This window comes from Pseudomonas sp. NBRC 100443 (assembly GCF_030268185.1).
Classification (GTDB): domain Bacteria; phylum Pseudomonadota; class Gammaproteobacteria; order Pseudomonadales; family Pseudomonadaceae; genus Pseudomonas; species Pseudomonas citronellolis.
The window spans coordinates 402,006-425,995 of the sequence record NZ_BSQE01000002.1; the positions used below are offsets into that span (position 1 = coordinate 402,006).

20 protein-coding genes are annotated in these 23,990 nt (G+C 70.2%); 17 read left to right on the forward strand and 3 right to left on the reverse strand.

Annotated elements, in window-relative coordinates; genetic code table 11:
• Positions 1–14 precede the first annotated feature (14 nt).
• The 7 genes from QSJ95_RS03885 (at position 15) to QSJ95_RS03915 (ending at position 8,407) form a co-directional block, all read left to right on the forward strand.
• Entirely contained in the window at positions 15–920 is a 906-nt protein-coding gene (locus tag QSJ95_RS03885; protein ID WP_082936770.1) for a helix-turn-helix domain-containing protein, read from the forward strand.
• 144 nt (positions 921–1,064) lie between these two features.
• Positions 1,065–3,287 (forward strand): TonB-dependent siderophore receptor, encoded by a 2,223-nt coding sequence (locus QSJ95_RS03890; protein ID WP_225617140.1) that lies wholly within the window; start codon positions 1,065–1,067, stop codon positions 3,285–3,287.
• A gap of 7 nt (positions 3,288–3,294) precedes the next feature.
• Positions 3,295–4,188 carry a PepSY domain-containing protein gene (locus QSJ95_RS03895; protein WP_058489581.1) on the forward strand — a complete coding sequence of 298 codons (894 nt, stop codon included), beginning with the start codon at positions 3,295–3,297 and terminating at the stop codon, positions 4,186–4,188.
• Positions 4,181–5,299 (forward strand): ABC transporter substrate-binding protein, encoded by a 1,119-nt coding sequence (locus QSJ95_RS03900; RefSeq protein WP_058489580.1) that lies wholly within the window; start codon positions 4,181–4,183, stop codon positions 5,297–5,299. Before QSJ95_RS03895 ends, QSJ95_RS03900 begins: the two co-directional genes overlap by 8 nt.
• Positions 5,296–6,354 (forward strand): FecCD family ABC transporter permease, encoded by a 1,059-nt coding sequence (locus tag QSJ95_RS03905; protein ID WP_058489579.1) that lies wholly within the window; start codon positions 5,296–5,298, stop codon positions 6,352–6,354. The genes QSJ95_RS03900 and QSJ95_RS03905 overlap by 4 nt, the downstream gene beginning before the upstream one ends.
• Positions 6,351–7,160, forward strand: a complete 810-nt coding sequence (locus QSJ95_RS03910; RefSeq protein ID WP_225617139.1) for an ABC transporter ATP-binding protein — start codon at positions 6,351–6,353, stop codon at positions 7,158–7,160. Before QSJ95_RS03905 ends, QSJ95_RS03910 begins: the two co-directional genes overlap by 4 nt.
• 32 nt (positions 7,161–7,192) lie before the next feature.
• Positions 7,193–8,407 (forward strand): MFS transporter, encoded by a 1,215-nt coding sequence (locus QSJ95_RS03915; protein ID WP_285640216.1) that lies wholly within the window; start codon positions 7,193–7,195, stop codon positions 8,405–8,407.
• Here QSJ95_RS03915 and QSJ95_RS03920 read toward each other — a convergent pair.
• A complete protein-coding gene (locus QSJ95_RS03920) occupies positions 8,395–9,354 on the reverse strand; it encodes an alpha/beta fold hydrolase (protein ID WP_285640218.1) in 960 nt (319 codons plus the stop codon). The genes QSJ95_RS03915 and QSJ95_RS03920 overlap by 13 nt on opposite strands.
• 306 nt (positions 9,355–9,660) lie before the next feature.
• Here QSJ95_RS03920 and QSJ95_RS03925 point away from each other — a divergent pair, with 306 nt between their 5' ends.
• From QSJ95_RS03925 to QSJ95_RS03960, 8 genes are all read left to right on the forward strand, one after another.
• Positions 9,661–10,410, forward strand: a complete 750-nt coding sequence (locus QSJ95_RS03925) for a GntR family transcriptional regulator (protein WP_058071272.1) — start codon at positions 9,661–9,663, stop codon at positions 10,408–10,410.
• Positions 10,407–12,149 (forward strand): fumarate reductase/succinate dehydrogenase flavoprotein subunit, encoded by a 1,743-nt coding sequence (locus QSJ95_RS03930; protein ID WP_064583261.1) that lies wholly within the window; start codon positions 10,407–10,409, stop codon positions 12,147–12,149. Before QSJ95_RS03925 ends, QSJ95_RS03930 begins: the two co-directional genes overlap by 4 nt.
• Before the next feature lie 242 nt (positions 12,150–12,391).
• On the forward strand, positions 12,392–12,637 hold the full coding sequence (locus QSJ95_RS03935) for a 4Fe-4S dicluster domain-containing protein (protein ID WP_009622146.1): 246 nt from the start codon (positions 12,392–12,394) through the stop codon (positions 12,635–12,637).
• A gap of 190 nt (positions 12,638–12,827) precedes the next feature.
• The gene (locus tag QSJ95_RS03940; protein ID WP_285640223.1) at positions 12,828–14,234 is read left to right on the forward strand and encodes an ABC transporter substrate-binding protein; all 1,407 of its coding nucleotides are present in this window, start codon (positions 12,828–12,830) and stop codon (positions 14,232–14,234) included.
• Between the two features lie 48 nt (positions 14,235–14,282).
• Positions 14,283–15,071, forward strand: coding sequence for an ABC transporter permease (locus QSJ95_RS03945; RefSeq protein ID WP_061561714.1), 789 nt, complete (start codon positions 14,283–14,285; stop codon positions 15,069–15,071).
• A complete protein-coding gene (locus QSJ95_RS03950) occupies positions 15,068–15,922 on the forward strand; it encodes an ABC transporter ATP-binding protein (RefSeq protein WP_285640226.1) in 855 nt (284 codons plus the stop codon). Before QSJ95_RS03945 ends, QSJ95_RS03950 begins: the two co-directional genes overlap by 4 nt.
• The gene (locus QSJ95_RS03955; protein ID WP_285640228.1) at positions 15,919–16,884 is read left to right on the forward strand and encodes a HEAT repeat domain-containing protein; all 966 of its coding nucleotides are present in this window, start codon (positions 15,919–15,921) and stop codon (positions 16,882–16,884) included. The genes QSJ95_RS03950 and QSJ95_RS03955 overlap by 4 nt, the downstream gene beginning before the upstream one ends.
• Positions 16,881–17,159, forward strand: a complete 279-nt coding sequence (locus QSJ95_RS03960; RefSeq protein WP_009622151.1) for a gamma-butyrobetaine hydroxylase-like domain-containing protein — start codon at positions 16,881–16,883, stop codon at positions 17,157–17,159. Before QSJ95_RS03955 ends, QSJ95_RS03960 begins: the two co-directional genes overlap by 4 nt.
• Before the next feature lie 4 nt (positions 17,160–17,163).
• Here the strand turns inward: QSJ95_RS03960 and QSJ95_RS03965 are convergent, their stop codons facing one another.
• Positions 17,164–18,780 carry an alkaline phosphatase family protein gene (locus QSJ95_RS03965; protein WP_285640232.1) on the reverse strand — a complete coding sequence of 539 codons (1,617 nt, stop codon included), beginning with the start codon at positions 18,778–18,780 and terminating at the stop codon, positions 17,164–17,166.
• Positions 18,781–19,194: 414 nt separating this feature from the next.
• Entirely contained in the window at positions 19,195–20,100 is a 906-nt protein-coding gene (locus QSJ95_RS03970) for a LysR family transcriptional regulator (RefSeq protein ID WP_009622153.1), read from the reverse strand.
• Positions 20,101–20,277: 177 nt separating this feature from the next.
• Between QSJ95_RS03970 and QSJ95_RS03975 the strand changes: the two genes are divergently transcribed.
• The gene (locus QSJ95_RS03975; protein WP_043314903.1) at positions 20,278–22,626 is read left to right on the forward strand and encodes a TonB-dependent receptor; all 2,349 of its coding nucleotides are present in this window, start codon (positions 20,278–20,280) and stop codon (positions 22,624–22,626) included.
• A 16-nt stretch (positions 22,627–22,642) separates the two neighbouring features.
• Positions 22,643–23,989, forward strand: a complete 1,347-nt coding sequence (locus QSJ95_RS03980) for an aryl-sulfate sulfotransferase (RefSeq protein ID WP_285640233.1) — start codon at positions 22,643–22,645, stop codon at positions 23,987–23,989.
• The last annotated feature ends 1 nt before the right edge of the window (position 23,990 follow it).

The window sequence follows — 23,990 nt, forward strand, 5'->3', positions numbered from 1 at the left end:
GCAAGGAGAGAAGGATGTCCAGCAGCAAGGCCATGCAGCGCAGCGTGCCCAGCGACTTCACCCTGAGCGTGCCCGGCTGCGGCGCCACCCCGGCGGGCGAGGCCGCGGCGGACATCACCCTGTCCGCCGGCACCGTGGTGGTCCAGACCCAGGGCTGGATGCAGGAGCCGCTATGGAAGGGCCTGAAGCTGATCCTGGTGCTCAGCGGCCGCCTCGACTGCCGCGTCGAGGGCCTGCCCCCGGTGGAGATCCGCGGCCCCACCCTGTGCGCGGTGGCCAACCAGGGCGAGTTCTGCGGCGACCACCTGTTCGCCAGCGGCGTGCCGGTGCGCTACACCACGGTGCAGCTGGATTTCCCGGCGATCCGCAGTGTCGGCCTGGAGCCCGAGCGGCTGTTCCGCCAGCGCCACGACGGCGGGCCGGTGCTGTTCTGCCGCCCGGCCTCGCGCTCGCTGCTGGCCCTGGCCCGGCAGATCGCCACCTGCCCGCTGCACGGCCCTTCCCGCGCCTTCTACCTCGGCGGCAAGGCGCTGGAGATGACCGCCCTGGGCCTGGAGGACCTGCTCGCCGACCAGCCCCCGGGCAGCGCCGCCGAGGCGCGCCTGAACTCCGCCGACCTGGAGCGGGTGCAGGCTGCCCGCGAGCTGCTGTGCCGCGACCTGCAGCATTCGCCGCCGCTGGCCACGCTGGCGCGCCAGGTGGGGCTGAACGCGCGCAAGCTCACCGAAGGCTTCCGCCAGCTGTTCGGCAGCAGCGTCTATGCCTACCTGCAGGAGGTCCGCCTGAGCGAGGCCTACCGCCTGCTGGCCAGCGGCGAGAGCAACGTCTCCAGCGCCGCCTACCGCGTCGGCTACAGCCCGGCGCACTTCTCCATCGCTTTCCGCAAGCGCTTCGGGGTGTCGCCCCGGGAGCTGCGCTGAGCCCGTGGCGGAGCGCAGGTTCCGCGGTTTTTCCCGATCGAAAGAAATGGTCGCGCAATCCAATGTTTTCCCCCGGCGCCATGAATGCTTGTTGAGATAAGTTCGCATTCGCATTTTTGAACCCCTCTCAGCATGGAGCGAAACATGGCAACCGGCCCCGGGCAGACCAGCCCCCTACACTTCCCTTCCCACCTGCTGCCGCGCGGCCTGCGCCTGGCCGGGGCGATACACGCCCTGGCCCTGGGCATCGGCCTGGCGAGCCTGCCGGGCCAGGCCCAGGCCGCGGACGACGAGCGCCAGGAGCAGGACGTGCTGTCGCTGGACAGCAGCACCGTGCTCGGCGCCGGCGAGAGCCCGGTGGGCTCGGTGCCCGGCGTGGTGGCCCAGCGCAGCCTCAGCGGCACCAAGACCGACACGCCGATCCGCGAGGTGCCGCAGGCCCTGTCGGTGGTCACGCGCAAGGAGATGGACGAACAGAAGGCGCAATCGGTGGCCGAGGCGCTGCGCTACACCGCCGGCGTGCAGGACACCACCGGCGCCGCCTCGCAGCGCTTCGACTCGATCAGGATCCGCGGCTTCGATGTCTCCAGCACCGGCATGCTGCGCGACGGCTTGCGCGGCACCACCACCCAGGCCTGGCCGAAGGTCGAGCCCTACGGCCTGGAGCGGGTCGAGGTGCTCAAGGGCCCGGCCTCGGTGCTCTACGGGCAGAACGCCCCCGGCGGGGTGGTCAACCAGGTCAGCAAGCGCCCGCTGGACCAGCCCTTCCACGAGGTGGAAGTGGTCGGCGGCAACCACGACCGACGCCAGGGCCAGTTCGACTTCAGCGGCCCGCTGGACGACGAAGGCAAGTTCCTCTACCGGCTCACCGGCCTGGGCCGCGACAGCGACACCCAGACCGACCATATCGTCGACCGCAAGACCTTCGTCGCCCCGGCCTTCACCTGGCGCCCCAACGAGGACACCGACCTGACCGTGCTGGCCGAGTACGCCGAGGACGAGTTCGGCGCGCCAAGGGTGTTCGTGCCGCTACGCGGCAGCCTGCTGTCCAACCCCAACGGCAAGATCAAGCACAACCAGTTCCTCGACGAGCCGGGGCTGGACAACCACCGCACCCAGTACGCCCTCGGCTACCTGCTGGACCACCGCCTGAACGACGTCTGGAGCCTGCACTCCAGCGCGCGCTACAGCCACGTCAACCTGCTCACCAATACCGCCAGCGGCATGGGCCTGGCCGCGGACCAGCGCACCCTGATGCGCAGCGCCTACCGCTTCCGCATCATCGGCGACGTCTATGCCCTGGACAACAACGCCCAGGCGCGCTGGAACATCGGCGACACCGAGATGACCTCGCTGCTGGGCCTGGACTACCGGCGCACCCGCGAGGACTACTACCTGCGCGCCGGCAAGGCCGCCTCCATCGACATCTTCAACCCGGTGTACGGCCAGGGCTTCGGCCCCATCGACCGGCCCATGGCGCAGACCCAGCAACGCGCCGACCAGGTCGGCGTCTACGCCCAGCAACAGTTCACCTTCGACAAGCACTGGGTGCTCAGCCTCGGCGGCCGCCAGGACAGCTCCAGCGCGCGCACCGACAATCGCCTGGCGGACAGCGGCAGCAAGCAGCGCGACGAGAAGTTCACCTACCGCGCCGGCCTGGTCTACCTGGCGGACAACGGCCTGGCGCCCTATATCAGCTACTCCACCTCGTTCAACCCCTCTCTGGGCACCGATTTCTACGGCAACGCCTACAAGCCGCTGACTGCCAAGCAGTCGGAGGTCGGCGTGAAGTACCAGCCCAAGGGCTACGACGGCTTCGTCACCCTGGCCGCCTACGAACTGACCCAGGAGAACGTGCTGACCACCGACCCCAACAACAACCTCAACCAGGTGCAGACCGGCGAGGTACGGGTGCGCGGCCTGGAACTGGAGGGCAAGGCCAGCCTGGCCCGGGGCCTGGACCTGATCGGCAGCGCCACCTACAACGACGCCGAGGTGACCAGGAGCAACAACCCCGTGGAGAAGGGCCACCGGCCGACCAACACGCCGCGCAAGATGGCCTCGCTGTGGCTGGACTACACCCAGCCCGACGGCCCCCTCGCCGGCCTGGGTTTCGGCGCCGGGGTGCGCTACCTCGGGCGCACCGAGGCGGACGCGGCCAATACCATCACGGTGCCCTCCTACACCCTGCTGGACGCCGCCGTGCACTACGAGCTGGGCCAGCTGTTCCGCGAAGCCAAGGGGCTGCGCCTGTCGCTCAACGCCAGCAACCTGACCGACAAGCACTACTACAACGGCTGCAGCGCGAGCAGTTGCACCATCGGCGAGGACCGCAGCCTGATCGCCAGCCTGAGCTACCGCTGGTAGGCCGCCGATGACCTGTCGGGTTGCATCGACCAGGGCCGGCCGGCGTCGCGCCTGGCTGGCCCTGCACCGCTGGCTGGCGCTGCTGGTCGGCCTGCCGCTGGCGCTGCTGGGCGCCAGCGGCGCGCTGCTGGAGCTGCGCGGGCCCATCCTGCACTGGGAGCTGGGCGCCGCCGCGCTCAGCGCCAAGCCCCATGCCGCCGACGCCGTCGCCCTGGACGACGCGGCACTGCGCGAACGCGCCCGGCAAGCCTACCCGCGCTTCGCCCGCATCCTCGGCAGCGCGGCGCCACGCCAGGGCTTCCTGACCAGCGACAACGCCCTGGTCTTCGGCACCCTGGGCGACCGCGCGGGCACCGCGGTGGCCATGCTCGACCCTTACGACGGCGAGCCACGGGCCTTCTTCGTCTTCGACGACCTGTGGCTGGCCAAGGTGGTCGCGCTGCACCGCAGCCTGTTGCTGCCGCCGCCACTCGGCTTGCCGTTGCTGGCGGCGTGTGGCGCGGCGCTCTGCCTGTCGCTGCTCAGCGGCCTGTACCTGTGGTGGCCGGGCCGCCGCAACTGGTGGGCCGCGGCCAGCCTGCGGCGCGGCAGCCAGGGCACGCGACGACTGCGGGAATGGCACAACCTGTGCGCCAGTTGGCTGTACCTGCCGCTGCTGCTGATCGCCCTGACCGGCACCTGGCTGGCGCTGCCGCCCGGGCTCGCCGGCGCCGCGCCAGCCAAGGCGCTGCTTTCGGCCCTGCACGGACGGCTGGGCCTCGGCGCCGCGGGCATGGCCGCCGCCTTTCTCGCCGGGCTGGCCCTGCCCGCGCTCTACATCACCGGCCTGCTGCTGTGGTGGCGCCGCCGCCCGGCCCGCCAGGCCCTCCCCTCCACGCAAGGAAACCCGTCCCATGACTAGCCTCCTGAAACAGGCCTGCCGCGGCCTGCTGCTGTTCCTCCTGTGCGCACCGGCGCTGGCCGCGCCGCTCACCGACCTCGCCGGGCGCAAGGTCGAGGTGCCGGCCCAGGTCAAGCGCGTGCTGCTTGGCGAAGGCCGCATGATCTACTCGCTGTCGCTGCTCGAAGGCGCCGATCCCTTCGCCCGGGTCGCCGGCTGGCAGGGGGACTTCCGCGGCCTCGACGTGCAGGGCTACGCGGCCTACCGGGCGCGCTTCCCGCAGGCCGACCAGGTGCCCCTGGTGGGCGGCACCTCGGCCGACACCTTCAGCGTCGAGAAGGCCCTGGCCGTTCACCCGGACCTGGTGCTGCTGGCGCTCAGCGGCGGCCACGGCCCGGGGCCGGGCAGCGAGGCGCTGCGCCAGCTGGAAGCGGCCGGGGTGGCGGTGCTGTTCGTCGACTTCAGCGAGCACCCGCTGCTCAACACCGTGCCCAGCATGCGCCTGCTCGGCGAGGCCCTGAGGCGCCAGCAGCGCGCCGCCGAGTTCATCGACTTCTACCAGCAGGCCATCGAGGCGGTGCGCGAGCCATTGGCCAGCGCCGAGGCGCGCGGCGAACTGGAGCGCCCGAGGCTGTTCGTCGACATGCTCGCCGGCCTGCAGGACTGCTGCGGCTCGCCCGGGCGCGGCAACTTCGGCGAGCTGATCGAGCTGGCCGGCGGGCAGAACATCGGCGCCGGGCGCATCCCCGGCGCCATCGGCACCCTCAACCCCGAATACATCCTCGCCAGCGACCCGCAGCAATACGTGGCCACCGGCGTCTTCGGCGCCGGCCGCGGCGGCGTCACCCTGGGCTACACGGCCACCCCGCAGCAGGCCCGCGACAGCCTGGCGCAGATCGCCCGACGGGCGCCGCTGAACGAACTGCGCGCGGTGCGCGAAGGCCACGTGCACGCCATGTGGCACATCTTCTACGACTCGCCGGAACACCTGGTCGCCGTCCAGGCCCTGGCCAAGTGGCTGCACCCGGAACTGTTCGCCGACCTCGACCCCGAACGCACCCGCGCCGAGCTGTACCGGCGCTTCATGCCGATCCCCGCCAGCGGCGTGTTCACCGTCAGCCTGCAGCCATGAGCCTGCCGCTTGCCCACGAAGGCGCCGCGGCCGGCTACCGGCGCCGCTTCGCCCGGCGCCGCCTGGCGCTGCTGCTCCTGGGCCTGGCGCTGCTCGCCAGCCTGGCCCTGGACATCGCCAGCGGCCCCTCGGCGCTGCCGCTGTCGCGCCTGCTGCAGATTCTCTGGGCGCCGGAGTCGGTGCCCAGGGTGGAAACGGTGATCGTCTGGTCGGTGCGCCTGCCCTACGCGCTCATGGCGGTGCTGGTCGGCGCCGGCCTGGCGCTGGCCGGCGCGGAGATGCAGACGGTGCTCGACAACCCGCTGGCCAGCCCCTTCACCCTGGGCGTGTCGGCGGCGGCCTCGTTCGGCGCGGCCCTGGCCATCGTTCTGCAAATGGGCATTCCGGGCGTGCCGGCGCAGTACCTGATCTCCGCCAACGCCTTCGTCTTCGCCCTCGCCTCGGTGGCCCTGCTCTATGCCCTGGCGCGCTGGCGCGGCTTCGGCGTGGAGAGCCTGGTGCTGTTCGGCATTGCGCTGGTGTTCGCCTTCAACGCCCTGGTGGCGCTGCTGCAGTTCGTCGCCAGCCAGGACAGCCTGCAGCAGCTGGTGTTCTGGACCCTCGGCAGCCTGGCCCGGGCCAGTTGGGAGAAGCTCGCCGCCATGGCCCTGGCGCTGCTGCTGTGCCTGCCCTTCGCCCTGCGCCAGAGCTGGGCGCTGACCGCCCTGAGCCTGGGCGAGGAGCGCGCCCGCAGCTTCGGCGTGGACGTCGGCCGCCTGCGCCTGTTCAGCCTGCTGCGCATCAGCCTGCTGGCGGCGCTGGCGGTGTCCTTCGTCGGCACCATCGGCTTCATCGGCCTGGTGGCGCCGCATATCGCGCGCCTGCTGGTGGGCGAGGACCATCGCCTGTTCATCCCCGCCAGCGCCCTGGCCGGCGCGCTGATCCTGTCGTTGTCCTCGGTGGCCAGCAAGACCCTGGTGCCGGGCGTGCTGGTGCCGGTGGGCATAGTCACGGCGCTGGTCGGCATTCCCTTCTTCATGGCCATCGTCCTGCGCCAGCGCGGAGGCCTGCGATGAACGCCCCGCGCATCGACGGACTGGGCATCGAACGGCTGAGCATGGGCTACGGCGCCCGGCGCATCCTGCGCGAGCTGGACCTGCCGGCATTGCCGCCGGGCAGCCTGACCGCCCTGATCGGCCCGAACGGCGCCGGCAAGTCCACCCTGCTGCGGGGCATCGCCGGCCTGCAGCCGATCGCCGGGCGGGTGCTGCTGGATGGCGTCGACCTCGGCCGCCTGCCCCTGGCCGAGCGCGCGCGCCAGGTGGTGTACTTGCCGCAGAGCCTGCCGCAGCGCACCCGCCTGTGCGCCTTCGAAGCGGTACTCGCCGCGGCCATGGCCGGGCGCAGCCTGTCGCTGCTGGGCGGAGGCCACCCCGACGCGCAGACCCTGCGCGGCATCGAGCAGGTGCTGGAAGCGCTGGACCTGTCGGCGCTGGCGGACCGTCCCATCGATGCCCTGTCCGGCGGCCAGCGCCAACTGGTCGGCCTGGCCCAGGCGCTGGTGCGCCAGCCGCGGGTGCTGCTGCTCGACGAGCCGACCAGCGCCCTGGACCTGTACCATCAGTGCCAGGTGGCCGAGGCCATAGTCGAAGTCACCCGGGCGCGCGGGCTGATCAGCCTGATGGTGGTGCACGACATCAACCTGGCGCTGGCCTGCGCCGACCAGGTGCTGGTCCTGCACCAGGGCGGCCTGGCCGCCGCCGGGCCGCCCGCCGAGGTGATAGACGCACACCTGCTGCGCGAGGTGTACGGCGTGCATGGCAGCGTCGAACGGGTACGCGGCCGCAACCTGTTGCTGGTCGAGGGCCGCCTGCGGCCCTGATCCCACTTCCCACCAACCCCAGGAGTCCCCCCATGTCCGAAACCCCCGAAGCCGCCCAGGCCTCCGCCGGCACGCCCTTCGACCTGCGCCCGCTGCTGTTCTCCACCATGGCCGGGACCATGGCGATGATGGCCTTCGTCTCGCTGGTCGGGCCCATCGCCCGGCTGCTCGGCCTGCAGGCCTGGCAGGCCGGCGCGGCGGTCACCGTGTCCGGCGTGCTCTGGCTGCTGCTGGCGCGGCCCTGGGGCAATGCCAGCGACCGCGTGGGGCGGCGGCGCATCCTGCTGCTGGGCAGCGCCGGGGTGACCTTGTCCTACGTGCTGCTGGCGGTCTTCGTCGATACCGCGCTGCGCTTGCAGCCTATCGCCGCGCTGTCGTTCCTCGGCCTGCTGCTCGGGCGTGGCGCGGTGGGCGCCTTCTACGCCGCGCTGCCGGCCGCCGGGCAGGCGCTGATCGCCGACAACTACCCGCCGCGCCAGCGTGCCGCCGCCCTGGCCAGCCTGGGCGCGGCCAATGCCGTGGGCATGGTGCTGGGCCCGGCCATCGCCGCCCTGCTCGCCCGGCACAGCCTGAGCCTGCCGCTGTACGCCATGAGTGTGCTGCCGCTGCTGGGGTTCCTGGCGCTGCTCACCCGCCTGCAGCGCCAGGAGCACCACCTGCAGCGCGTCGCGCAGAGCATCCGCCTGGGCGATGCGCGCCTGCGCCGGCCCATGCTGGTGGCCTTCGTCGCCATGTTCTGCGTGGCGGTGGCGCAGATCACCGTCGGCTTCTTCGCCCTCGACCGCCTGGGCCTGGCGCCGGGCGCGGCGGCCCAGGCCGCCGGGGTGGCGCTGACTACCGTGGGCGTGGCGCTGATCCTCGCCCAGTTGCTGGTGCGCCGCCTGGACTGGGCGCCGCAGCGGCTGATCCGCATTGGCGCGCTGGTGGCCGGCATCGGCTTCGCCGGCACCAGCCTGGCGCTGCAGGCCTGGCAGCTGTGGCTGGCCTTCTTCGTCGCTGCGGCGGGCATGGGCTGGGTGTTCCCGGCCTTCTCGGCGCTGGCGGCCAACGCGGTGAACGCCGACGAGCAAGGCTCCACCGCCGGCTCCATGGGCGCGGCCCAGGGCCTGGGCGTGGTGCTCGGGCCGCTGGCCGGCAGCCTGCTCTATGGCGTCGAGCCGCGCCTGCCGTACCTGCTGGTCGGCGCCCTGCTGGTGCTGGTGGCGCTGTGGCCGGAGCCCGCCGCCGACACCGTTCAGGCCGGGTAGCGGCGCGCCAGGAAGTCCAGCAGCAAGGCGTTCACCTCGGCCGGGCGCTCGTTCTGGATCCAGTGGCCGCAGCCTTCCAGGCGGTGCTGTTCGAGGTCCGCCACCACCTCGGGCATGCGCTTGAGGGTATAGGCCTCCAGGCTCGCCACCGGGTCGCGGTCGCCCACCAGGAACAGCGTCGGCTGGCCGACCTGGCGGCCGGCCAGGGGCTCGCTGAAGCGCCAGTTGCGCTCGAAGTTGCGGTACCAGTTCAGTGCACCGCGAAAGCCGCGGCCGGCGAAGGTCTCGATGTAATGCGCCAAGTCCGCCTCGCCGCACCAGGCCGGCAGTTGCCGGGGCGTGGGCTGGCCTTCGAACAGGCGGGCGTCGGCGGGTTTGTCCTGGAGGAAGGGGTCGTCGTCGCCGGCATCGCGGAAGAACAGGCGCAGGCTGCGCTCGATGTCGGCGTCCAGTTCGGCCTCGGCCACGCCTGGCTGCTGGAAGTAGAGGATGTAGTTGAAGCGCCCGGCGAAGACCTCGCGGAGGATTTCCGTGGCCGGCCGCTTGGGCCGCCCGGCATAGGGCACCGACAGCGTGGCCAGGGCCGCCACCCGCTCCGGGGCGAGCAGCGCCAGGTGCCAGGCCACCAGGGCGCCCCAGTCGTGCCCGACCACCGCCGCGCGGCCCTGGCCGAGGGCGTCCATGGCGCCGAGGACGTCGCCGCACAGGCTCTGCAGGTCGTAGGCCTCGATGGGCTCGGGGGCGTCGCTGCGGCCGTAGCCGCGCATCTCCGGCACGTGCACGCGGTAGCCGGCCTGCACCAGCGCCGGAATCTGCGCGCGCCAGGAGTGCCAGCATTCGGGGAAACCGTGCAACAGCCAGACCGGGCGGCCATCGGCGGGGCCGGCGATGTGCACGCACAGGTGGATGCCGTTGACCGGCAGCAGGCGTCGCTCGATGGGGGGCATGGCGAATCTCCGGGGTTTTGTCGGGACGCTAGCAGCAGGGGTGTGACGACGTCATTTTCATTCGCTGGACGAATAGCGGGGCTTTTGTAGGGCGCATAACGCCTACGGCGTTATCCGCCGTTTGGCCTTGATTCCCGGCGGCGCCGGGGTTGACCTGGGCGTTGGCTATGACCCCGGCGTATCGGCGTATAACCGCGAACGGTTATACGCCCTACATGCATATATCCATATGCAAATCCGGTCTTTCACACCCGGATTCTTATTCCTCTATAGTCGCCCCACAACTCGTCATAACAAGTCATAGCCATGACCGAACTGCTCCCCCTCTCCCCCGTCCCGCTGTACAGCCAGCTCAAGGAGCTGCTGCGCACGCGCATCCTCGACGGCAGCTACCCGCCGCTCAGCCGCATGCCCTCCGAGGCCGAGCTGGGCAAGGCCCATGGCGTCAGCCGCATTACCGTGCGCCAGGCCCTGGGCGACCTGCAGAAGGAAGGCCTGATCTTCAAGATCCACGGCAAGGGCACCTTCGTCGCCCGGCCCAAGGCGTTCCAGAACGTCAGCACCCTGCAGGGCCTGGCCGAGTCCATGGGCGAGCGCGGCTACGAGGTGATCAACCGCCTACGCAGCTTCCGCTTCGTGCCGGCCGACGCCCAGGTGGCCGCGCGCCTGCAGGTGGCCGAGGGCGACAGCGTGGCGCAGATCAAGCGAGCGCGCCTGGTCAACCGCGAGCTGGTGTCGCTGGAGGTCACCTACCTGCCCGAGGCCGTCGGCCGCCGGCTGGAGAAGGCCGACCTGGTGAGCCGCGACATCTTCCTGATCCTCGAGAACGATTGCGGCCTGCCCCTGGGCCATGCCGACCTGGCCATCGACGCCATCCTCGCCGACGCCGAGCTGGCCGCCGCCCTGGAGGTGGAGGAAGGCTCGCCGGTGATGCGCATCGAGCGCCTCACCCACGGCGCCGACGGCCAGCCGCTGGACTACGAACACCTCTATTACCGCGGCGACGCCTTCCAGTACCGCCTGCGCATCGACCGTCACAAGGGCCCCCGAGCATGAGCCACAGCGACCTCCCCGAAGACAAGCAAAGCGCCTACGACATCGTCGTCATCGGCGGCGGCACCGCCGGCCCCATGGCGGCGATCAAGGCCAAGGAAGCCAACCGCGAGCTGCGCGTGCTGCTGGTGGACAAGGCCAACGTCAAGCGCAGCGGCGCCATCAGCATGGGCATGGACGGCCTGAACAACGCCGTCATCCCCGGCCACGCCACGCCCGAGCAGTACACCAAGGAAATCACCGTGGCCAACGACGGCATCGTCAACCAGGCCGCCGTCTACGCCTACGCCACCCACAGTTTCGAGACCATCGAGCAGCTCGACCGCTGGGGCGTGAAGTTCGAGAAGGACGAGGTGGGCGACTACGCGGTGAAGAAGGTCCACCACATGGGCGCCTACGTGCTGCCGATGCCCGAGGGCCACGACATCAAGAAGGTGCTCTACCGCCAGCTCAAGCGCGCGCGGGTGGAGATCACCAACCGCCTGGTAGCCACCCGGCTGCTCACCGACGCCGAGGGCGCGGTCAACGGCGTGCTCGGCTTCGACTGCCGCACCGCGCAGTTCCAGGTGATCCGCGCCAAGGCGGTGATCCTCGCCTGCGGCGCCGCCGGGCGCCTGGGCCTGCCCGCCTCCGGCTACCTGATGGGCACCTACGAGAACCCGACCAACGCCGGCGACGGCTACGCCATGGCCTACCACGCCGGCGCGGAGCTTTCGAACCTGGAATGCTTCCAGATCAACCCGCTGATCAAGGACTACAACGGCCCTGCCTGCGCCTACGTCACCGGGCCACTGGGCGGCTACACCGCCAACTCCAAGGGCGAGCGCTTCATCGAGTGCGACTACTGGAGCGGGCAGATGATGTGGGAATTCCACCAGGAGCTGGAGGGCGGCAACGGCCCGGTGTTCCTCAAGCTGGACCACCTGGCCGAGGAGACCATCCAGACCATCGAGGAAATCCTCCACGGCAACGAGCGCCCCAGCCGCGGCCAGTTCCACGCCAACCGCGGCACCGACTACCGCAGCCAGATGGTGGAGATGCACATCTCCGAGATCGGCTTCTGCTCCGGCCACTCGGCCTCGGGCGTGTGGGTCAACGAGAAGGCCGAGACCAGCGTCAAGGGGCTGTACGCCGCCGGCGACATGGCCGCGGTGCCGCACAACTACATGCTCGGCGCCTTCACCTACGGCTGGTTCGCCGGGCAGAACGCCGCGCAGTACGTGGCCGAGCGGGACTTCAGCGAAGTCGACCAGGCCCAGGTGGAGCGCGAGCGCGAACGCGTCTTCGCCCCGCTCAGGCGCGAGCACGGCCTGCCGCCGGCCCAGGTGGAGTACAAGCTGCGGCGCATGGTCAACGACTACCTGCAGCCGCCGAAGGTGACGAAGAAGATGGAGATTGGCCTGCAGCGCTTCGCCGAGATCGGCCGCGACCTGGAGCAGCTCAAGGCGAACAACCCCCACGAGCTGATGCGCGCCATGGAAGTCAGCGTGATCCGCGACTGCGCCGAGATGGCCGCCCGCGCCTCGCTGTTCCGCACCGAGAGCCGCTGGGGCCTGTACCACCACCGCGTGGACTATCCGCAGCGCAACGATGCCGAGTGGTTCTGCCATGCGCACCTGAAGAAGGACGAGAGAGGCGAGATGACCAGTTTCAAGAAGCCGGTGGAGCCGTACCTGATCGCCCTGGACGACGAGGAGCAGAAGGCCTATGAGCGGTTGCGGGTGAAGAACGAGGCGGCCTAGGAGCCCTAGAGCCCCTCTCCCCCCGCCCTCTCCCGCAAGCGGGAGAGGGAGCTGTTCGTGCAGCGGGAACCCGCAGATTTCAGGATGACGCCAAGTTACCAAGCACCTCCGAACGGCCCCCTCTCCCTTCAGGGCGGGGCGCGCAGCCGAGGGCTGGGGAGAGGGTGGTGAGCCGCCGCCTCCCCCGAACCACCAGACCACCGGCACCAAGACCGGCCAGCAACACCACGAGGAACCGTGCCATGCCCCACCAACCCCAGGAAATCTTCTTCCGCTCCAGCGCCCCGGTCACCGTGGACGAGGACAAGTGCATCGCCGACAAGGGCTGCACCGTCTGCGTGGAGGTCTGCCCGATGGACCTGCTGGCGATCAACCCGGCCACCCAGAAGGCCTACATGGCCTTCGACGAATGCTGGTACTGCATGCCCTGCGAGAAGGACTGCCCGACCGGCGCGGTGAAGGTGGAGATTCCCTACCTGCTGCGTTGAGCTGCCGCTCAACCCGGGTATCACTGCGCTCAACCCAGGCTACGGGTGTTCCGTAGGATGGGTGGAGCGCAGCGATACCCATCGACGCTACCGGACACGCCACCGGACGCCTGATGCAACGCCCCCTCGTTTCCCACCGCACACCGGCGGCGGAGACGATTCCAACACTCATGATTCGAGGGGAACACCCATGACCTTGCGCACCACCCTGGCCGGCCTCGCGCTGGCCATCGCCAGCCTTTCTGCCCATGCCGAGACCCTCCGCGTGGCCATCGGCACCCAGGACACCACCATCAACTGCGCCGCCGGCGGCCTGCTGGTCCGCGAGCTGAACCTGCTGCCCAAGTACCTGCCCCACGACGGCAAGTACAAGGACGCGCAGTACGACATCCAGTGGAAGAACTTCACCAGCGGCGCGCCGCTGACCAACGAGATGGTCGCCGGCAAGCTGGACTTCGGTGCCATGGCCGACTTTCCCGGCTCGCTCAACGGCGTGGCCCACGAGGCGGCTGGCAAGCGCAGCCTGTTCATCAGCGTGCTCTCCGGCAGCATCGAGGGCAGCGGCAACGGCATCGTGGTGCCGGCCTCGTCCCAGGTGCAGTCGCTGGCCGAACTCAAGGGCCAGACCATCTCCGTGCCCTTCGCCTCCACCGCCCACGGCCTGCTGCTGCGCGCCATCGCCGCCCAGGGCTGGGACCCGGAGAAGGACGTGACCATCATCGCGCAGCCGCCGGAAGTCGCCGGCTCCGCGCTGCAGGCCAACAAGATCGCCGCCCATGCCGACTTCGTGCCCTTCGCCGAGCTGTTCGAGAGCCGCGGCATCGCCCGCAAGATCTACGACGGCTCGCAGGCCAAGGCGCCGACCTTCCACGGCGCCCTGGTGGAGGCGGACTACGCGCAGAAATACCCGGAGATCGTCGAGGCCTACCTGCGCGCCACCTACGAGGCCAACCAGCTGCTGGCCGCGGAACCGGAGAAGTACAGCGAGCTGATCGAGAAGGTCGCCGGCATCCCCGCCGAGGTGAACTACCTGTTCCACGGCCCGCTCGGCCTGCAGACCCGCGACCTGACCTGGAAGCCGGAGTACCGCCAGGCCGTGACCACCGCCATCGACACCCTGAAGCTGCTGAAGAAGGCCGACCGCGGCCTGAACGTCGAGCAGTTCGTCGACGACCGCTACATCCGCGCCGCCTTCAAGGCCGCCGGCGCCGACTACGACGCCGCGCTGAAAAACTATGCCCAGCAGCCGCTAACGGCCACGGACGCGTTGACCGGCAAGGCCATCGCCGACCCGCGCCACGTGGCGCAGGTGTGGGTGCGCGGCGAACCCAGGGTGCGCAGCTACGCCTCGGCCCGGGAAGCCCTGGGCGAAGCGGCCAAGCTCAAGCAGCAAGGCAAGGACATCCGCGCCGTTTACGCCCAGGCCAGCGACAGCGGCATCAAGCTGCTGGCCAGCCAGGCCTGGTTCGTCCAGGGCAAGGACGGCGCGCTGGACGCCTTCCTGCTCAAGGAGCAGGCCGAGCGCTACGCGCAGAGCAACGGCGGCGAAGTGCGCGACTTCGCCGGTGCCAGCCAGCAGGCCGTCGCCAGCCGCTGACGTCCACGCCCGGCGCCGCGCGCGCCGGGCCCTTGCGGAGCCAAGAAGATGAACCTCACTACCCTGTCCCGCTGGAGCCTGCGCCTGGCCTCGCTGCTGGCCTGCCTGGCGCTCTGGCAGCTGGCCAGCGCCCGGCACCTGAACCTCGGCCTGGTCACCTTCGCCAACGTCCCCGGCCCCGGCGAGGTGCTGGACGCCGCCGTGCAACTGGCGCAGTCCAGCAAGCTCGGCCGGCACCTGGGCGCGAGCCTGGCGCGGGTGCTCGCCGGCTACCTGCTGGCGGCCGTGGCCGGCGTGCTCCTGGGCCTGGCCATCGGCCGCGGCCGCTGGGCCCGCGACGGCCTGCTGCCGCCGCTGGAAGTGCTGCGGCCGATCCCGGCGGTGGCCTGGATACCGCTGGCGATCCTGATGTTCCCCAGCGCCGAGCTGTCGATGATCTTCATCACCTTCACCGGCGCGCTGTTCCCCATCCTGCTCAACACCATCCATGGCGTCGAGGCGGTGGACCCGCGCCTGCTCGCCTCGGCCCGCAGCCTCGGCGCCAACCGCCTGGCGCTGCTGCGCGAAGTGGTGCTGCCCGGCGCCCTGCCGAGCATCGTCACCGGCCTTGCCATCGGCATGGGCACCTCGTGGTTCTGCCTGGTGACCGCCGAGATGATCTCCGGGCAATGGGGCATCGGCTACTACACCTGGGAGTCCTACACCTTGCAGAACTACCCCGACATCGTCGTCGGCATGCTGCTCATCGGCGTGCTCGGCATGGCCAGCAGCCTGCTGGTACGCCAGCTCGGCGCCCTGGCCACGCCCTGGCAGCGCCAGGCCGGAGGCAAGCCATGAGCCTGCCCGAACAATTGCCCGCCGGGCACGTGCGCGTCGAGGGTCTGTCGATCCACCTGGGCAGCGGCCGCGACGCCTTCGAAGCGGTGCACTCGCTGAGCTTCGCCATCGAGCCGGGCGAATTCGTCTGCGTGCTCGGCCCCTCCGGCTGCGGCAAGTCCACCCTGCTCGGCGCCCTGGCCGGCCACCTGCGCCCCAGCGGCGGGCGCCTGGAAGTGGACGGCCAGCCGGTGGGCGGCCCCTCGCCGCAGCGCGGCATGGTGTTCCAGCAGCACACCCTGCTGCCCTGGCGGCGGGTGCGCGACAACGTCGCCTTCGGCCTGAAGATGCGCGGCGTGCCGCGCGCCGAACGCCACGCCCGGGCCGAGGAAATGCTCCAGCTGGTGGGCCTCTCCGGCTTCGCCAATCGCTGGCCGTCGCAGCTTTCCGGCGGCATGCAGCAGCGCGTGGAGATCGCCCGGGTGCTGATCAACCAGCCGCGCCTGCTGCTGATGGACGAACCCTTCGGCGCCCTCGACGCGCAGACGCGGATGATGATGCAGGAGCTGCTGCTGGACATCTGGACGCGCCTGCGCACCAGCGTGCTGTTCATCACCCACGACATCGACGAGGCGCTGTTCCTCGCCGACCGCATCCTGGTGATGAGCCCGCGGCCGGGGCGCATCCTCGAGGAAATCCACCTGGACTTCCCGCGCCCGCGCCACGCCGAGCTGCTGACCAGCGCCGGCTTCGCCCGCCTCAAACGCCACTGCCTGGAACTGCTGCGCCACGAGGACGGCCGCCAACTGCCGCGCCTGACGCCCCTGGGCCTGCCCGACAACGACCCGACAAGAGCGCGATTCGCCATATGACCCCGTTCACGACCGACAACCCCGACATCCTCGACCTGCAACCGCGTCTGCAGCACGCCGACCCCGGCGTGCGCCGCATCGCCCTGATCGAACTGGCCGACCTGGAGGAGCCCGAGGCCCTGCCCTGGCTGGCCCGGGCGCTGACCATTGATCCGGCCGCCGCCGTGCGCGCCGAAGCCGCGCGCCTGCTGGAAGCCTGGGAGGAACCCGAAGTGGTCCAGGCCCTGTGCCAGGCCCTGGCCGACAGCGACGAAAGCGTGCGCGAAGCCGCCGCGCAAAGCCTCAGCGAACTGAAGACCGCCGAGGCCGGGCGCCTGCTGCTGCCCTGGGCGGCGCACGCCGACACCTTCGTGCGCCGCAGCGCATTGCGCGCCCTGCGCGAACTGCGCCTGGAAGAAAGCGTGACCCCGGCCCTGGCCGCCCTGGACGATGCCGACGCCGGCGTGCGCCGCGAGGCGGTGGGCATCCTCGGCTGGCTCAAGCGCATCGAGGCCCTGCCGCGCCTGGCCGCCCTGGCCAGCGACGATGCCGACAGCGAGGTGCGCCGCGCCGCCGCCGGCGCCCTCGGCCTGGCCAGCGATGCCAGCGTGCTGCCGGCGCTGGGCGCGGCATTGCGCGACAAGGCCTGGAAGGTCCGCGAGGAAGCCGCCGCCACCCTCGGCAAGCTGGGCCTGCAAGAGGCCGGCGAGGCGTTGCTGCAAGCGCTGGAAGACGACTTCTGGCAGGTGCGCCTGCGCGCCGCGCGGGCCCTCGGCAACCTCCGTTACCAGGCCGCCCGCGAAGCCTTGCAGGGCCTGCTCGGCCACGCCATCAGCAACCTGCGCAAGGAAGCCGCCCTGGCCCTGGGCGAGCTGGGCGACATCCGCGCCCTGCCCGCTCTCCAGGCAGCCCAGGCCGACGGCGACCCGGAAGTGCGCAAGGCCGTGCGCATCGCCCTCACCCAACTGGGCGCGCCGGCATGAACGCGCCCCGCGCCCTGCACCGTTCCAGCAACGAGCGCGAGCTGCGCATCGACTGGGGCGACGGCGAAGTGCAGCGCATCGCCTTCGCCCGCCTGCGCGGCGCCTGCCCCTGCTCGCAGTGCCGCGCGGCGCGCCTGCAGGGGCGCATCACGCTGGTCGGCGCCGAAGTCGGGCTGCGCGCCGTGAACCCCCAGGGCTACGGCGTACAGTTGGTGTTCGACGACGGCCACGAGCGCGGCATCTATCCCTGGAGCTACCTGCGCGAACTGGGTTGAGCCGCTACCACTCGCCGATGCGCACCAGCTTGCCGCCTTCCGGCTCGCCATAGCGGAAGGCCTGGCCGCGCAGGTCGATCTCCTCGTTGCTGATGGTGGTGCGCCGCTTCAGGCCGCGCAGCCAGTCGAACAGGTAGCGCTGGTGCTGCTCGCGCACGTCCGCGTAGGCCGGCTCGGCGCCCAGGTCGCGCAGCTCGCCCGGGTCCGCCTGCAGGTCGAACAGCTGCGGACGGAAGCCGTCGTAGGCCAGGTACTTCCAGCGCTCGCTGCGCACCATGTACATGCGGCAGGCGTCGATGGGCCGGCCCAGGCGCTCGCGGGCCGGGGCCTGGAAGGCGTAGTCGTATTCGGCGATGGCGTAGTCGCGCCAGTCCGCCGGCCGTTGCCCATGCAGCAGCGGCTGCAGCGAACGGCCCTCGACGCGGTGCGCCGCCAGCGGTACCGCGAAGGCGTCGAGCAGGGTCGGCAGCACGTCGATGGATTGCACCAGGGCCTGCTCCACCGTGCCGCGGCTGGCGTCGGCTGCCGCGCGCGGGTCGCGGATCAGCAGCGGAACGCCCACCGCCGGTTCCAGCAGGAACTCCTTCTCGCCCAGGCCGTGGTCGCCCAGGTAGTCGCCATGGTCGCTGGTGAAGACGATCAGGGTGTCGTCCCAGCGGCCGCTGGACTGCATGTGCTCGAACAGCCGGCCGAGCTGATCGTCGATCTGCCTGATGAGCCCCATGTAGGTGGGGATCACGGTGTTGCGCACCTCCTCGCGGGAGAAGTTCAGGCTCTCCTGGTGCTGCTGGAAGGCCTTGTACACCGGGTGTTCGCTCTCCTCCCCCGGCGCCGCGCGCAGGGCCGGCAGCACCTGCCCGGGGCCGTACAGCGCGTGGTACGGCGCGGGCGCGATATAGGGCCAGTGCGGCTTGATGTACGACAGGTGCAGGCACCAGGGCCTGTCGCCCTGCTCGCGCATGAAGTCGATGGCGCGGCTGGTGGCGTAGACCGTTTCGCTGTGCGGCTCCGGCAGGCGCGTGGGCAGCCCGGCGTTGCGCATCTGCCAGCCGCTGAGCACCTCGCCGTTGGCGCCTTCGGCGGCGTTGGCCCAGTCGTGCCAGGGGTTGTCGCCGGCATAGCCGAGGCCGCGCAGGTAATGGGTGTAGGGCGCGCTTTCGCGCTTGTCGGCGAACAGCTCGCCGTCGGGGTAGATGCCGTCGTTGCGGTCATAGGGCTCGAAGCCGGCCTCGGCCAGTTGCTGGCCGCGCTCGCTTTGCGGGTCCACCCCGAGCGCCTGCATGCCTTCGAGATTGGCGGTGGCGTGGGTCTTGCCCACCAGCGCGGTGCGGATGCCGGCCGGGCGCAGGTAGTCGCCGAGGGTCAGCTCCTCCAACGGCAGCGGCACGGCGTTCCAGCTCACCTGGTGGCTGCTGACGTAGCGCCCGGTGTACGAGGACATGCGCGACGGCCCGCAGATGGTGCCCTGGGTATAGGCCCGGGCGAAACGCACGCCCTCGGCGGCCAGGCGATCGATGTTCGGCGTGTGCAGGTGCGGGTGGCCGTAGCAGGACAGGTAATCGCGACGCAGCTGGTCGCACATGATGTAGAGGACGTTGCGGATGGGCTGGGGCTGGCTCATGGGACGTTCGGGGATGACGGATGGAGCGGTCATTTCGCGGGGCGCGGGGGCGTTCTGGCAAACGCATTTGCAGCAAGATTTGCATGCGTGGAATGCATGGGGTGGGGTTGGTGTAGGAGCGAGCTTGCTCGCGAATGGAGTTCACCGGGAGTTGTGGGGATTGGGGTTGAGAGCGCCCTCTCCCTAGCCCTCTCCCTGAAGGGAGAGGGGACCGTTCGGCGCGGTTTGGTTTTCCTGAGTTAGCCGGCAACACCGAAGGTCTCCATTTGAAACCTTCCTGTTCTCGGCACGGACTAGCCCCCTCTCCCTTCAGGGAGAGGGCTGGGGAGAGGGGGCGGAGTAAACCCAATACGCCATAGCCGCCGGTGAACTCTATTCGCGAGCAAGCTCGCTCCTACGAAAAGACGAAAAGCCCTAAACCGTCTCCTCATCGATCCGCCGCAACTCCCCGATCATCGCCTCCGCCAGCGGCGACAGGCTGTACCCCGCGCGGTGCACGATGCCGTAGCGGGTATGCAGCTCCTCCAGGTCCTCCGGCAGCTCCGCCACCGTCAGCGCCACCAGCGCCTCGCCGGCGCCCTGCCCCGGGCCGCTGGCGATGCCGATGGCGTTGGAGGCCAGCACCACGGCGTTCAGGCCGTGGCCGTTCTCGCATTCGATGTCCGGGCGGAAGTCGGGGCGGCCGCTGAGGTCCACCAGCACCTTGCGGATGTTCGGCGGGCTGAGGTTGGTGGCGATGGGGTAGCTCAGCAGCTGCGCCGCGCTCACCTGCCCCTGGCCGGCCAGCGGGTGGCCGGGGCGGCAGCAGAAGTGCCACTTGCGCGGCTTCAGGCGCAGGGTGCGGTACTCGGGATTGGCCTCGAAATGGCGGGTGTCGGCGACGAAGAATTCGAAGTCCTCGGCCTGCAGGCGCTTGCCCAGTACCTGCCAGTGCTCCACCTGGAAGGCCACCCGCGCCTTGGGGTAGCGCCCGTTGAACGCGGCGATAGCCCGCGGCACCAGCCAGGCCGCCGGCGCGGGGCCCGCGCCGAAGCGCAGTTCGCCCGCCTCCAGGCCATTGAACAGGGCGATCTCGTTGGCCAGCTTGTGCGCGCCGCTGACCAGCCGGCGCGCGTGCTCCAGGACGATCAGGCCCTGCTTGGTGGGGTTGAGTTCCTTGCTCGCGCGGTCCACCAGGCGGCAGCCGGCGCTGTGTTCCAGGGCCTGGATGCTGCGGCTGAAGGCCGATTGCGACAGGCACACGGCGTCGGCCGCGGCGACGAAGCTGCGGTGCTCGGCAAGGGCGATGAAATGGCGGAGCTGGCGAAGGTCTATATGCATTTTCTACATAAAAAATATTGGGCAAATGCAATTGTCCGAAGGTGGACGGCCTTCTTATAAAGGCAATCTCTTATTCCGTAAATAAATCGAAATACATAAATAAAGATCGATACGGAATAAAAAGATTGCAGGCCAAACCGGTCCTGCGCGACACGACCTCTTCTCCAGGACCTTTCCATGCACCACCGAGATTCCGCGCCCCGTTTCCGCCGCCGGCTGTTGCCGCTGTCCATCCTGCTGGCCACCGGCGGCCTGGCCATGGGCGCCCTGCACGCCGAGGAAGCCACCCCGCAGGAGGCCGCCGCCCAGGCCCAGGGCGAGGCCAGCACCCTGGGCACCGTCACCGTGACCTCGCGGCGCCGCGAGGAGAACTCCCAGGACGTGCCCACCGCCATGAGCGTGCTCGGCGGCGAGACCCTGGAAAGCCAGCGCATCTACCGCGTGCAAGACCTGCAGCAGCTGGTGCCCAGCACCAACGTCGCCTACGTCCACGCGCGGCAGTCCAGCGTGTCCATCCGCGGCCTGGGCAACAACCCGGCCAGCGACGGCCTGGAAGGCAGCGTCGGGCTGTACCTGGACAACGTCTACCTGGGCCGCCCCGGCATGGCCTCCTTCGACCTGCTGGACATCGAGCAGCTGGAAGTGCTGCGCGGGCCCCAGGGCACGCTGTTCGGCAAGAACACCACCGCCGGGGTGATCAACATCTCCACCCGCCTGCCCAGCTTCACCCCCGAGCGCAGCGTCGAGGTGTCCGGCGGCGAGGACGGCTACTTCCAGGGCAAGGCCACGGTCTCCGGGCCGCTCACCGACGAGCTGGCCGGGCGCTTCTCGGCCTACCGCACCCGCGACGACGGCTACGTGAAGAACGTCTTCGACGGCAACACCCTCAACGGCGGCGCCCGCCAGGGCTTCCGCGGCCAGCTGCTGTACAAGCCCGACGAGGACTTCAGCCTGCGCTGGATCGGCGACTACAACGAGGAGAACTCCAGCAACGGCATCCTCACCCTGTTCAGCACCGGGCCGACCCTCAACGGCGTCAACCGCTACGAGCAGCGCGCCCGCGCCGCCGGCGCCACGCTGGTGTACGGCGACGACCGCAAGGTCAACTTCGACGCCGCCCAGCGCGTCACCGTGTTCCAGGGCGGCACTTCGCTGGAGGCCAACTGGAAGCTGGCCAACGATTTCTCGCTGACCTCCATCAGTTCCTACCGCTGGTGGGACTTCACCCCGCGCAACGACGACGGCCTGAACGTGGCGGCGGCCTACAACGCCGGCGTCTCGGTGCGCGACAAGCAGTGGTCGCAGGAACTGCGCCTGGCCTCGCCCACCGGCGGCTTCTTCGACTACGTGCTGGGCGCCTACTACTTCGGCCAGGACCTGGACAACCACTCCTTCAACCTCTACGGCCCCCAGGCGGACATCTGGAACGGCACCGCCAGCGGCGCGCTGGCCAACGTCACCAGCCTGGGCGACGGCCACATCGACACCGACAGCTACGCGCTGTTCGCCCAGGGCACCTGGCACCTGACCGACAGGCTCGACTTCACCGCAGGCATCCGCGGCACCTACGAGGAGAAATCCGCCTCGGTCAGCCGCGATGCGCCCCTCGGCGGGGCCGCCGTCAGCGGCGCGGCTCTGGCCGCGCGCAACGGCCGAGCCGGCGCCTACGACTCCGGCGACCTCTCGGTGTACAGCTTCTCGCCCTCGGGCCTGCTCAGCCTGAACTACCACTTCAACGACAACCTGATGGGCTACGCCTCGCTGTCCCACGGCGAGAAGTCCGGCGGGGTGAACCTGACCGTGGCCAGCGCCCCCACCGCCGGCGCCGACTCCCTGCTGGTGGGCAGCGAGCGGGCCAACGACGCCGAGCTGGGGATCAAGAGCACGCTGTTCGACCACCGCCTGATCCTCAACGCCAACCTGTTCGCCACCGTGGTCCACGGCTACCAGGCCAACGCCTACGACGAGGCCACCCGCACCTCCTACCTGACCAACGCCGGCGACGTGCGCTCGCGCGGGGTGGAGTTCGAGGCCACCGCCCTGCCCGTCCGCGGGCTGACGCTGAACCTCAACGGCTCGTACAACGACGTGCGCTACCTGTCGTACAAGAACGCGCCCTGCCCGCCGGAAGTCTCCTTCCAGAGCGGCGCGCCGGCCTCCTGCGACCTCAGCGGGCACCAGGTGGTGGGCGCCTCCAAGTACATCTTCAACGCCAACGGCGAATACAAGTGGCGCCTGGAAGACAACCTGGAGCCCTACGTCACCGCCAGCTACGCCTTCCGCTCCAAGGCCGTGGGCACCATCGACGACTCCGACTACGGGCAAATCCCCAGCTACGCCATCGTCAACACCGCCCTGGGCCTGCGCGGCGACTACGGCGACGGCCGCTGGGACCTGTCGCTGTGGCTGAAGAACGCCTTCGACAAGACCTACTACACCAGCCTGTGGAACTCGGCCAACGGCGGCTACGCCGGCGTGCTGGGCACCCCGCGCACCCTGGGCGTGACCGCCCGCTACGACTTCTGACCCGAGGACCACTGCCATGAAGCATGCCCGCGCCACCGCCCTGCTCGCTCTCTCCGCCCCGCTGCTGGCCGCCGCCGTCAGCGCCGCGCCCAGCGTCTACCCCACCGGGGTGACGCGCTACGACCCGCAGAAGGCCTTCAATCAGTACGTGATCTTCAGCGGCGCCGACAACAGGACGCACCTGATCGACATGAACGGCAACGAGGTGAAACGCTGGGACCGCCCCGGCTTCCCCTCGGCCATCCTCGAGCCGAAACTCGCCAATGGCGAGCGCGGCCACGTGCTGCTGCAGACCGCCGACCTGGCCGAGCCGGGCAAGCTCGCCTCCGCCGGCAACGGCCTGCGCAACCAGGCCGTGGGCGAGCTGGACTGGGCCGGCAAGACCGTCTGGCAATGGGGCGACCAGGCCCCCGGCGGCGCCTCCCGCCAGCACCACGACCTACGCCGGCTGGCCAACGGCAACACCCTGGTGCTGGCCAACCGCGTGCATGCGGTGAAGGGCTTCCAGGTGCCGGAAGTGATCGACGACGTGATCTACGAAGTCACCCCGCAAGGCCAGGTGGCCTGGCGCTGGACCGCCTCCGAGCACCTGCACGAGTTCGGCTTCGGCGCTGAGCAGCTCAAGCTGGTGCACGCGACCAAGAACCCGGACTACCTGCACATCAACAACCTGGCGCCGCTGGGCCCGAACCGCTGGCACGCCGCCGGCGACCAGCGCTTCGCCCCGGACAACCTGCTGTTCGATTCGCGCAACGCCAACTTCATCGCCATCATCGACAAGGCCAGCGGCAAGGTGGTCTGGCGCCTGGGCCCGAACCTGCCGCCGATCGACCCGCGCAACGCGCAGAAGCTACCGCGCCCGGTGGACCAGATCAGCGGCCAGCACGACGCGCACATCATCCCCGAGGGCCTGCCCGGCGCCGGCAACCTGCTGGTGTTCGACAACCAGGGCGACGCCGGCTACCCCTCGGTGCAGCGCGGGGTGATCTCCGGCTCGCGGGTGCTGGAGATCGATCCGCAGAAGAAGCAGATCGTCTGGCAGTACACCGCGGAAAGCTCGAAGCAGCCGGGCTGGGCCTTCTTCAGCTCGTTCATCAGCAGCGCCCGGCGCCTGCCCAACGGCAACACCCTGATCGACGAGGGGCAGAACGGCCGCTTCTTCCAGGTCACCCCGGGCGGCGAGATCGTCTGGGAATACGTCAGCCCCTACTTCGGCAAGGCGCCGCTGGGCGACGCGGTAAGCAACTGGGTATACCGCGCCCTGCCGGTGGACTACAGCTGGGTACCGGAAGGCACCCCGCGCGAGGAAAAGGCCGTGCAGGCCGCGGTGCCGGGCGCGCAGCCGGTGACCGCGGCGCGCTGAA